This is a genomic window from Paenibacillus sp. FSL H8-0261, from assembly GCF_045040645.1.
Taxonomy (GTDB): Bacteria; Bacillota; Bacilli; order Paenibacillales; family Paenibacillaceae; genus Paenibacillus_AQ.
Map to the genome: position 1 here is coordinate 5379449 of NZ_CP150297.1, position 12020 is coordinate 5391468.

7 protein-coding genes are annotated in these 12020 nt (G+C 44.6%); 1 reads left to right on the top strand and 6 read right to left on the bottom strand.

Features of this window, described 5'->3' with window-relative positions:
• Window positions 1-159: 159 nt before the first annotated feature.
• Window positions 160-4635 (top strand): S8 family serine peptidase, encoded by a 4476-nt coding sequence (locus tag MHI27_RS23985; RefSeq protein ID WP_405174844.1) that lies wholly within the window; start codon window positions 160-162, stop codon window positions 4633-4635.
• A gap of 316 nt (window positions 4636-4951) precedes the next feature.
• Here MHI27_RS23985 and dnaJ read toward each other — a convergent pair whose 3' ends face one another.
• The 6 genes from dnaJ to hemW all read right to left on the bottom strand — a co-directional run bounded on the left by dnaJ (window position 4952) and on the right by hemW (window position 11830).
• The gene (gene dnaJ / locus MHI27_RS23990) at window positions 4952-6073 is read right to left on the bottom strand and encodes a molecular chaperone DnaJ (protein ID WP_042130386.1); all 1122 of its coding nucleotides are present in this window, start codon (window positions 6071-6073) and stop codon (window positions 4952-4954) included.
• Window positions 6074-6330: 257 nt separating this feature from the next.
• Window positions 6331-8178 carry a molecular chaperone DnaK gene (gene dnaK / locus MHI27_RS23995; protein WP_042190999.1) on the bottom strand — a complete coding sequence of 616 codons (1848 nt, stop codon included), beginning with the start codon at window positions 8176-8178 and terminating at the stop codon, window positions 6331-6333.
• A 114-nt stretch (window positions 8179-8292) separates the two neighbouring features.
• Window positions 8293-8874 (bottom strand): nucleotide exchange factor GrpE, encoded by a 582-nt coding sequence (grpE, locus tag MHI27_RS24000; RefSeq protein WP_405174845.1) that lies wholly within the window; start codon window positions 8872-8874, stop codon window positions 8293-8295.
• 62 nt (window positions 8875-8936) lie between these two features.
• On the bottom strand, window positions 8937-9968 hold the full coding sequence (hrcA, locus tag MHI27_RS24005; protein ID WP_042191003.1) for a heat-inducible transcriptional repressor HrcA: 1032 nt from the start codon (window positions 9966-9968) through the stop codon (window positions 8937-8939).
• 104 nt (window positions 9969-10072) lie between these two features.
• Window positions 10073-10564, bottom strand: a complete 492-nt coding sequence (locus MHI27_RS24010) for an N-acetyltransferase (RefSeq protein ID WP_042194380.1) — start codon at window positions 10562-10564, stop codon at window positions 10073-10075.
• Between the two features lie 93 nt (window positions 10565-10657).
• Window positions 10658-11830: a radical SAM family heme chaperone HemW gene (gene hemW / locus MHI27_RS24015; RefSeq protein WP_042191005.1), complete on the bottom strand. Its 1173-nt coding sequence runs from the start codon at window positions 11828-11830 to the stop codon at window positions 10658-10660.
• Window positions 11831-12020 lie beyond the last annotated feature (190 nt).

A 12020-nucleotide genomic window follows, 5' to 3' on the forward strand; every position in this document is an offset into this window, starting at 1 on the left:
CGACGCTTCCCTGCAATATAGTGCTAAAGTTGTATATTCGATTTGAAGTTATAGCTGTAGAATAAATTTAATTTTCATAATTTTTTACATTTTACGCTGAGGAGGAGAACTACAGATACACCCTGCAATATAAAAATTCATTTGGGAGGATGAACTTATTTGAAACGTACCTTTAAACACTCTATTCAAAAATTTGGTATTGGGGCGGCGAGCTTCGGACTGGCTGTTTCTGTCCTTTTTCCATCCGCTGCATTTGCGAACTCATCCCTTGAAACATCAACTAACCTAGCTAATAATGTACAGTCTCAAAGTGTGACCCCTCATAACTACGCGGGTGTGCTCAAAGGTTCAGCACCAGTATCCGTGATCGTGGAATTAACTAATAAACCAGTCAGTGTGTATGAAAATGAGGCTAAAACTTCTTCTTTACGATCCTCAGTCTCCTTACAACGCAGTAAAATTATCTCAGAGCATAAAAGCTTTATTTCCTCAGCGCAGAAAATCGATGCCGACATCGGTTTTGAATACAGTGAGATTTTTAACGGATATTCCATTACTCTGCCAGCCAATCAAGTAAACAAGCTGTTAGAGCTTCCGGGCGTTGCAGCTGTTTATCCAAATGATGAAGTACATGCGTTAGCAGACAGTCTAGAGGTAGCGACTTTGCCTGTTACACGTTCTTATTCGGACAGTGGCAATCTTATAGGTGCGGATACACTACATGCATTAGGTTACACAGGAGAAGGGGTACAGGTAGCGGTTGTAGATACCGGCATCGATAAAAACCACCCTTTATTAAAGGATAATTATAAGGGCGGTTACGATGCCTATGATCAGGATAATGATCCGTCAGAAACACCTCCTGATGCCAACTCCCCTCCAAAAAATGGTAGCCCATATGAAACCTCGCATGGCACTCATGTAGCAGGTACAATTTTGGATGTTGCACCTGAGGTAGATTTGTACGCGTATCGCGTACTTGGCCCTTACGGTTCCGGTCCAACAGCGGTTGTAATCGCGGGTATTGAGAAAGCGGTCGCTGATGGAGCCGATATAATTAACCTCTCCCTGGGCTCTGATGTTAACCAAAGCTATTCCGCAAGTTCAATCGCGATAGACAACGCCATAAAGTCGGGCGTGAATGTTGTAGTTGCCGCCGGTAACGCTGGACCGGATGTAGGAACATTGGGCGAACCTGCTGGATCTCAACTCGCACTTAGTGTAGGTGCTTCTACTACCCCAGTGAATACCCCATTCTTTGATATTGGCGATGTTAAAAAAATTCCAGGGACCTTAGCAACTTACTCCCCAGACTTAGTTGATAATATAGCTGGCAGTAAGATCGTTTACGCTGGTCTTGGAGGTACTTCCGATTACACAAATTTGGACGTCAAAGATAAGGTAGTCCTTGTCGATCGAGGTGTGCTGAGTTTCGGAGATAAATCTCTAAATGCCAAAGCAGCTGGAGCCAAACTTGTCCTAATTGCTAATAATACTACTGGTGAAATCTCTCCCACCCTTGGTGCGCCTGGGAATTACGTTCCTACCTACGGAATTACTCAAGCAGATGGCAAAAAGATAAAAGCTCAATTGGATGCTGCTAAAGATATCATCAGTTACTATATAGGGCTTGAAGTCAATCAGTTAGCAAACTTCAGCTCAATGGGTCCGGGGATGCCGGATTATCTAATCAAACCTGATGTTGTTGCGCCAGGGGTCAGTATCAACTCCACAATTCCTAGCTGGAATGGTGATTACGAACACGCTTATGGCTTAAAAAGCGGCACCAGCATGGCAACCCCACATGTTGTAGGAGCTGTAGCTTTGCTACTGAGTGAAAACTCTGATCTTAAGCCAAATGAAATTAAAGCACTGCTAATGAACAATGCTGATCCTATCTTTAACCGTGATGGGAATCCTTACTCACTATATCAACAAGGTGCCGGATTAATTAATTTGGAGAAATCAGCTAAAGCTGAATCTATTGCTAAAGTCGGGGAGAGCTTAATTAGTGGTCTTCCAGGTACTGTAGAAATCCCTTATTACACAGGTTCCTTATCCTTTGGCTTGCTCTCAAAGGGAGCTAGTGTAACGAAATCAGTCTATGTAGAGGACTTTAAAGGGATTGGATCAACCTACACGCTGTCCACCGAATGGCTTACAGAAGCGCCTGGTGACATTAGTATTAATATTGCACCAAAAAGTATTACCTCAGGTGTAGATCATTATGCACAATTTACACTGAAGGTTTCTGACACTGCAAAAGAGGGAGCATATGAAGGCATCCTATTCCTAACCTCTGATACAGAAACTCTTCGTCTTCCCTTTAATGCACTTGTTGGCGATAAATTCAATTTAGAGCCTGTTAATCAACTTTCTTTTGAAGATCCACAGATTTCTCCTAATGGGGATGGACGCTCAGACGATACCACCTTTACCTTCTCTGTCAATGAAGAGCTGGATGGCATAAGTTTTGTAGCCTCTTCAATAGATGCTCCTGCGACAGTTTTAGGTGCAGTTTATTCTATCGATGAAAAGGTCTATCGTGGCGTGTACGAAATTACAAATTGGGATGGAACGTTAACAGACCTGGAGACCTCCGCCAAGTCCACTTTACCAGATGGTCACTACTACATCACTCCTGTGCTTCCCAATGGACAACTGCTCGAGACACAAAAGATCAAGTTCACAATTGATACCGAGAAGCCATTAGTTTCCGGCATCACACTTGAGGAGTATGAACGTGAAGCGCCAACCGATCCTGGTGCGGCTCAAATCAGCGGTTTTATTGATGATGACCTAATGGCCTATTATATTTCTAATACACAACCTATTGGAAATTGGTTTACCGTGTACGCCGAAGGTAAACATTATGATGGGAATACTTATAAATTCGGTGGAGTAATTGCAAGTAATGGTGCTTTTTCCATTGACGTTCCTGTTAACGGGGGGCTTAATGAGTACAAAATCTATGTGGTTGATAAAGTAGGTAATGGCGCGGACGACGATGATTATGCTCAGCGACTGCTTTATAGCACAGGGGATGGTATTTTCAATGTAAATCCGTCTCTATCTGCAGCCACTATTGATTTGGGACAACCGGTAACCGTTGATCTAGGGTATTCCGTGACAGATGAGGTTTATGGCATCTATGGGGCTTCATTCGCTGTCATCTACGATGGTTCTCTCGAAACACCAGCGATCCAGCCAAGCGTACAACTGGCTACGTATCAAGAGGAGAATTTCTCTGGTGTTGCACTTACAGAATTCTCAGAAACCTATGATCTCGGAGACGGCCGCAAACTGACACAGTATAGCGTCAATCTATCAGGTGGTGCTTATCACGGCTCTGGCTCACTAGGCAAAATAACCTTCAAACCATCTAAAGCGGGAAAATACGACTTGGAGCTATACGATGTACAGGTCTGGAATGATGCTACAACATCAACGATCCCATCTGGTTTGAGAACGGTAAGCGTAACTGTTAACACACCTGAAACACCGAAGCCAACACCTACACCTGAATCGAATGTACCTACGGCAACCAGTACTCCCGCTTCTGGAATCGCATTGAAATCTGGGAAGCTAGTAGAGACTGCAGATTCAGCAGGTGGCAAGCCTTCAGCGGTGTTCAACATCTTAGACACTGCATTAGCCAATTCGATCCAGAATGCAAAAGATAAAACTTCTGTTCTTGATCTTAGCGATGTAAGCTTCAATAAATATAGCCAAGTTGTTGTTACTCTTACCCCGGCCCAAGCCGAGCAGTTAAAGAAATCGGAGAATGCGCTCCGCCTAAATGGTAATGGGTTCAATGTACTTATTCCAGCGGCGACACTTCCGGATTTCATCAACAGCAACGGCTTAACCCTTACGATTAGTCTGACCGATGCGGGCAACACAGCAGTTTTAGCAGGTAGCTCAGCAGCATTAAATATCGGTTCTTCCATTCTCACTATCAAAAATGGTTGGACAACCGGAAAGCCGATCATCCTTCAGCTTAATCTAAAAGCCAACAGTCTTCATGATGCACGAAAGACTGCCGCTTATGTAGAATCAAAGGATCATAAATGGTCCTATCTACTACCTGGTTCTATCTCTAAAGAAGGGATTCTACAGTTTAACGTTACTGGTGACGGTTCTTACAGTGCAGCATCCCGAAAAATAAGCTTTAAAGATATTGGCACACACTGGGCTCAAACCGATATCGAAATCCTTGCTTCACATGGTATCATTGCCGGCAAAGGAGCCGATGGCAGCTTTAAACCTGCTGACACTTTAAATCAGGCAGAGCTTCTAACGCTCTTCGACCGTCTACTTGGAAAAGGTGACACTTGGAGTACTCGCATCAAAGAAAGTGGATCTCGTGATGTGCTGACTCGCGAGGAAGCAGCTCTTATCATCGCTAAGGCTCTTGGTGCTGATCTTACAGTAGCCAAGACACCTTTAAGCTTTAAGGATGCGGATAACATCGCTGCGGAGGCACGCAACGCTGTAGCCTATGCTGTAACCAAAGGTTATCTCAAAGGTGTTACTGCGGACAGCTTCAATCCACAAGGTACATTGACTCGTGCACAAGCAGCAACAATTCTGAGCCGTGTGCTTGAGGACCTACGTTCTTCGAACAACATCTAGTTGCACTTTAAAAGAAAGCCCCAGCAGCCAATGACTGCTGGGGCTTTTTCGTCTATAAGTCACATTTGCGTTTCCGAGGCAGTCATCGGACTCAGATGACCTTAAACGCTGGATTATGCGATATTTGGTATGCTAACGGACCCCAAAGTCGCTATTGGCATGAAAAGCACCGTATGAGATTGGCTAGCTTGTCCCTACTAACAGTCGACATGAGCAAACTGCCTTAATCAAAAAAGCAGAGCAGCGATCCCCAAATAACGGGAGGATAGCTGCTCTGCTGTATTATTTATTTGCTCAATTAATGAAGTTAGAAATATCAGTCCCCGCGGAACGCACGCTTCACACGATCAAAGAAAGATTGCTCATGCTCATGTGTGTTTTCTCCATTTAGAGAGGCGAACTGTCGCAACAAATCTTTTTGCTCATCATTCAGCTTGCTAGGTGTCACAACAATGACTCTAACATGCTGGTCACCTTGGCCAGATCCACGTAGACGTGGGACACCTTTACCTTTAAGGCGGAAGAAAGTACCGGTCTGCGTTCCCGCAGGAATCTTCAGCTTCACTTTTTCCGTTAAGGTAGGAATCTCAATCTCATCGCCAAGTGCAGCCTGTGCAAATGTAAGTGGAACCTCGCACATAATATCATCGTTCTCACGTACGAAGAAATCATGCGATTTGACACGGATGACAATATACAAGTCTCCAGCAGGACCACCGCGTAAGCCGCCCTCGCCTTCGCCAGTCATGCGCAGCTGCGCACCGTCATCGACACCGGCAGGGATGCGTACATGAATCTTACGCTGCTTCTTAACTTTACCCTGTCCGCTACAAGTCGTACATTTTTCCTTAATAATCTTACCTGTACCACTGCAATGTGAACATGGACGACGATTACGCATCTGTCCAAGTGGTGTATTCTGTACGAATTCCTGTTGCCCACTACCATGACAAGTGGAACAAGTCTCTGGTTTAGTACCCGGTTTAGCCCCGGAGCCGTAGCAGGTATCGCAAGTTTCCGTACGTGGAATAGTGATATCAGTTTCTTTACCGAATACCGCTTCCTTGAATTCAATGGTCATCGTATACTGCAAATCCCCACCACGCTGTGGTGCGTTAGGATCACGACGTCCGCCGCCGCCAAAGAACATATCAAAGATATCGCCTAATCCTCCGAAGTCGCCACCGCCGCCTCCGAAGCCGCCCATACCTTGGTTAGGATCAATATGGCCATATTGGTCATATCTAGCTCGCTGTTGTCCGTCGCTAAGAACATCGTAAGCTTCTTTTACTTCTTTAAACTTAGCTTCAGCATCATCTGCTTTATTCACGTCTGGGTGATATTGGCGCGCCAATTTCCGGTACGCTTTCTTCACCTCGTCGTCTGAAGCATCTCTACTGAGGCCAAGCACTTCATAATAATCGCGTTTATCTGCCACTGCTTTCACCTCCGTACATTACATACTCAAATTCCTAATTACCTGCCAAAGAAACCATTATACGATAAAACCCCAGGATCTGACCATCCAGTTCCAGCAGATGTTTATTCTTACAATATCAGAAGGCGCATTCGCGAAGAGTGTGCAAACTGATATTACAAAAGGAAAGTCAAAACACGGGATGACCCGGTTTTGACCTTCCCTTCTTAACTATATAAGAATTTATCAGTTACGCCCTATACACTTATCGTTTAAGGTTACCCTTGATTCTTATCTTCGTCAACAACCTCGTAATCAGCGTCAACTACATTGTCTTTCTTAGGAGCGCCTTCAGCAGCTCCAGCGCCACCTTCAGCACCTTGCTCTGCTTGAGCAGCTTGTTCGTACAGCTTCATGGACAACTGTTGTACAATCTCAGTCAATGCTTCTGTAGCTGCATTGATTTCTTCAAGATTGTCAGTTTCAAGTGCTGCTTTCACTTTATCTTTAGCTTCGTTTGCTTTTTCAACTTCGGAAGCATCAGCTTTATCACCAAGATCTTTGATCACTTTCTCAGTGGAATACACGAGTTGGTCAGCGCTGTTCTTCGCTTCTACCAATTCTTTACGCTTACGGTCTTCCTCAGCGTGAAGCTCGGCATCCTTCATCATTTGTTCTACTTCTGCGTCGCTCAGACCGCTGGAAGAAGTGATAGTGATCTTTTGGCTCTTGTTAGTGCCTTTATCAGTTGCAGACACATTCACGATACCGTTGGCATCAATATCGAAAGAAACTTCGATTTGCGGTACGCCACGTGGTGCTGGTGGAATCTCGTTCAGCATGAAGCGTCCCAATGTTTTGTTGCCATTCGCCATTTGGCGCTCACCTTGTAGCACGTGAATCTCAACGCTAGGTTGGTTGTCAGCAAAGGTCGAGAATACTTGGGATTTACTTGTAGGAATTGTAGTGTTACGCTCGATCATCTTCGTGAACACGCCGCCTGCAGTTTCGATACCGAGGGAAAGCGGAGTTACGTCGAGCAATACAACGTCCTTAACATCACCAGTCAATACACCCGCTTGAACAGCAGCACCAAGAGCTACAACTTCATCCGGATTCACACCTTTGTGTGGATCTTTACCTGTAAGCTTCTTAATTGCATCTTGTACAGCAGGGATACGTGTAGAACCACCAACCAGAACGATTCTGGTAAGGTCTGCAGGCGTCATGCCAGCATCAGACAATGCTTGACGAGTTGGTCCCAAAGTACGTTCTACTAGACCAGCAGTAAGCTCATCAAACTTCGCACGAGTCAAGTTGATCTCCAAATGCTGAGGTACTCCGTCAACTACAGTGATGAACGGAAGAGAAATAGTGGTTGTCAGTACGCCCGACAATTCTTTCTTTGCTTTTTCAGCTGCATCTTTCAAACGTTGTACAGCAGATTTATCTTTGCTCAGATCAATGCCTTGCTCTTTCTTAAATTCGGATACCAGATGATCCATAACCACTTGGTCAAAGTCATCGCCACCAAGTTTGTTGTCGCCGCTTGTAGCTTTTACTTCAAAGAATCCATCGCCCAGTTCAAGGATAGATACGTCGAACGTACCGCCACCAAGGTCATAAACAAGGATAGTTTGATCTTCGGATTTCTCCAGACCATATGCCAAAGCTGCAGCTGTTGGCTCATTCACAATACGCAAAACTTCCAAGCCTGCAATTTTACCTGCATCTTTAGTAGCTTGACGTTGGCTGTCATTGAAATAAGCAGGAACTGTGATAACTGCTTGAGTAACAGTTTGGCCAAGATATGCTTCTGCATCGGATTTCAGCTTTTGAAGAATCATTGCTGAAATTTCTTGTGGGGAATAGTCTTTACCATCGATGCTTTCTTTATGGTTAGTACCCATGTGACGTTTAACAGAGCTGATCGTACGATCAGGGTTAGTAATTGCTTGGCGTTTAGCTGTTTCACCGACGATACGCTCGCCGTCTTTCTTAAAACCTACCACCGAAGGGGTTGTACGTGCGCCCTCTGGGTTTGGAATTACAACGGCTTCGCCGCCTTCCATTACGGCAACGCAAGAGTTCGTGGTTCCTAAGTCAATACCGATAACTTTACTCACAATAATTTGCCTCCTCTAAAGGTATATGGAGCATTCGCTCATTAAAATAATAAAATATTTAAAAAATTCGAATGGTACATGGTGGACAGATACTGCCCGTCCTATATATACAGATTACATGCTGACTTTGACCATAGCAGGACGAAGGACTTTATCTTTCAGGAGGTATCCCTTTTGGACCTCTTCCGTTACGATACCCTCTTCGTACTCCTCGCTCTCCACCTGCATAATAGCCTGATGGTATTCAGGATTAAAAGGCTGTCCTACTGTTTCCATAGCCGTAAGTCCCTCGGACTTCAATACCCCATCTAGCTGACGGAAAATCATATTAACACCCTTCACGAAAGCTTCGGATTCTGGGCTGCTAGGAGAAGTCACTAAAGCACGCTCAAAATTGTCCAGTACTGAAAGCAATTCAGTCACGAGCTTGGAGGTGGCATATTGAGCCAACTCTTCTTTCTCCTTCTGAGTACGACGACGGAAGTTATCGAAATCAGCCTGCGCACGCAACGCACGTCCTTGATATTCATCAGCGAGATCCTGCAGACGTTTTACCTCCGAACCTGTGTCTGAAGCACCTTCACTAATTTCTTCTGCCGTAAATGAGTCGGTTTCCGAAGCTACATCAGCCTCAGGTTCCTCATTTATCAAATCTTCTTTGAATTCATTAGCATCTTGAACTTGTTCCTTTTTCAAGTTGTCTTCACCTCCTTAAAATCATTCATTAAAATCATTCACGTAATCAATGTTGACTCTGTTCACTTATACCAGTGTGCCAGCATCGCTGTCAAATCTCGGGATAAAATGCCCAAGATCCCCATCACTCTTGCATATTCCATTCGTGTCGGACCAAGGATACCAATGCTCCCCAGTGCCTGCCCATCAAGAGAATAAGTGGCGGTGATCAGACTGCAGTTAGCGAACGCTTCATGATTGTTCTCCGTCCCTATTCGGACCTGGATACCTGTGCCGCCTGTTGTAGGGGCCAGCATTTTGAGCAATGTAGGCGTCTCTTCCAGCAGATCAAGAATGCTTTTCACCTTGTCAACATCCTTGAACTCAGGCTGTGTAAGCATATTCGTCGCTCCACTAAGATAGATACGCTGCTCTTGATCACTTTCCAGCGCAATGTCTAGCACTTGCATTAATTCTTCATAATGTGAGATGTGACGCTGCATTTCCTCGCCAAGCTCGGAATACAGCCGAGTCTTCAGCTTATAGAGTGGTACATTGACCAGCTTACTATTCAGTAGGTTAACCACTTTCTCCATCTCGGAAACGGATATCTCCGGCGGAATGTTCACCGTACGGTTCTCAACTTGACCCGTACTTGTAACAATAATCGCTACAGCGGTTTTATCATCTAGTGGTAACAACTGAAAATGACGCAATGATGTATGAAAAACCTCCGGTCCCAGAAGGATGGAAGTGTAATTCGTCATATTGGAAAGAATCATCGCCGCATGTTGGATTACCTGCTCCATCGCATTCAGCTTCTCGGCAAAAAAAGCGCGGATCGTGCCCATCTCTGCCGTTTCGGCGGAATTCCACGGTACCAAATGATCCACATAATATCGGTATCCTTTATGGGAAGGTATTCTCCCCGCCGATGTATGAGGCTGCTCGAGATAACCCAAATCCTCTAGGTCAGCCATTTCATTTCGAATAGTTGCAGGGCTGTACCCTACATCACCCCGTTTAGAAATGCTGCGAGATCCTACTGGTTCTGCCGATGAAATATAATCATCTACAATTGCATTTAGTATCATTCTCTGGCGATCAGTTAACATGTTATCCCCTCCTATCGGCTGTTGGCTCCGATTCGTTAGCACTCGACTCAGATGAGTGCTAACCACTAATACAAAAATACCAAACTGACATTGACATTGTCAAGTCAGTTCAGCATCTTAAGTACTGCTATTTCATCGCAGGCATGCTGCTTTTTACAATTCACGCAATCTGTCCATACCTTTTCGGGAAAAATCTCTTTCTCAACGACTTCGAATCCGTTTCTAAGAAAGAAATCTACGGCGTAGGTTAGTGCCATGACCTTAGGGATTTTCTGGTTTCTGGCTTCCTCAACCAACTTCTCTAAAATCATTGAGCCGACACCTTTGCCCTTACCTTCGTCATTCAGACCGATCGATCGAATCTCTACAAGATCATTCCCGAGTCTGAAGAGTGACCCACAGCCAACGAATCTGCCGCCAATTTCTGCAACAACGAATTGATCGATCTGGCGTGTCAGCGCCTGCCTGGAACGGGGCAACATGATCCCGCGCTGTGCGTATTCTTCTATCATCAGATACAACGGTTCAACATCTTCTATCACAGCATTTCTGCAAATCACCTGTGCGTCTCCTGCTGGAGACGAATGGCGGATCATTTCCGTCTTGGCAAGCACTTTAATTCACCCCTCTGTTGATAATATGAATAAATATACAACAGAGTGAATTACAATTCAAGGGGTATTTTAAAATTAAACTTCTGTCAGTGCGCCTACAAATTCCGCGAAAACATCGTTCCCGAAAAGGATCCCTTGCTTGCTGAGTCGATAAGTCCCCTCTTCGTGCTCAAGTAGACCCGCATGCAGCATCTTATGCAAGGATTTCGCAAATACATCCTCTATCGAACGCCCAAATTGCGCTTGAAAAGCCTCATTAGAGACGCCTTCATGCATACGTAAGCCAACCATCATAAAGTCCTCCATCGCTTCTGCTTCAGTGATTGGGTATGCGTCTAATCGAGGCAACCCTTTACGTGTAGCTTCAACATAAGGATTTACACCCTTAACATTAATATGACGCTGACGACCCACATATCCATGTGCACCTGCTCCAAGACCATAATAATCTTCATTACGCCAGTAAGTGATATTGTGACGACTCTCCATACCTGGTTTTGCGAAGTTACTGATTTCGTATTGGTTATAGCCCGCTTCCTTCATAGATGACATCAACAAGAGGTACATTTGCAGTTCATCTTCTTCATTAGGAAGAGGAAGTTTGTTCTTATTAAATAGGGTGTGAAAAAGAGTGTTCTCCTCCACCTTCAAGCTGTAAATAGAATAGTGGGGTAAATCAAGCTCCAAGGCCTTACGAATACTTTCGCCCAGCATCTCTACAGTTTGGTTCGGCAAACCAAACATAAGGTCAACCGACAGGTTGTTAAGACCAACTGCACGAGCATTCTCCAAGCTGCGGTATACATCGTCAACATTATGAATCCGGCCAATGCCCGTAAGGAGTTCGTTCTGAAACGCCTGAACACCAAAGCTCACCCGATTCACGCCGCCTTCTTTCATAACCGCCAACTTATCTATATCCGTAGTTCCCGGATTTGCTTCCATAGAGAACTCGATATCTTTATCCCAGTTTGGGAAATGTGTCCGAACTGATTTTAGAAAATAAGCCATCTCATCCGGCTTCAGTACTGTTGGGGTACCACCGCCGACAAAGATCGTTTTGATAACACCCGGTGGAGTGTTCTTGACGGTCAGCTCCATTTCTCGATCCAAGGCTTGGAGATAATCCATAACCGGCTGATCCTTGAGAACGTAGGAATTAAAATCACAATAAAAGCACTTATTGGTACAAAAAGGAATATGAATGTATACGGCCTCAGGGGGACGGCCATTAGTATTCGTGGTCATTAGCTGTCTCCTTTATATAAAAATATCGTTTGACTAGTGTAATCTAAAAAACAAGAAAAGGGAAGCCTGACGGCTTCCCTCCAAGGGCGATCATTTATAAATGATCTCTATTTTAAAATACAAAAAAGTATAAGTTTTACGTTATCCTATATATTTTGTATTTCTCTCAGAAACGGATACTGTCCCTATA

What these genes read in the sequence shown, in the direction of transcription:
- hrcA (WP_042191003.1), bottom strand. Translation starts at nt 9,968, where the DNA reads ATGTTAACTGATCGCCAGAGAATGATACTAAATGCAATTGTAGATGAT.
- MHI27_RS24010 (WP_042194380.1), bottom strand. Translation starts at nt 10,564, where the DNA reads ATGATCCGCCATTCGTCTCCAGCAGGAGACGCACAGGTGATTTGCAGA.
- hemW (WP_042191005.1), bottom strand. Translation starts at nt 11,830, where the DNA reads ATGACCACGAATACTAATGGCCGTCCCCCTGAGGCCGTATACATTCAT.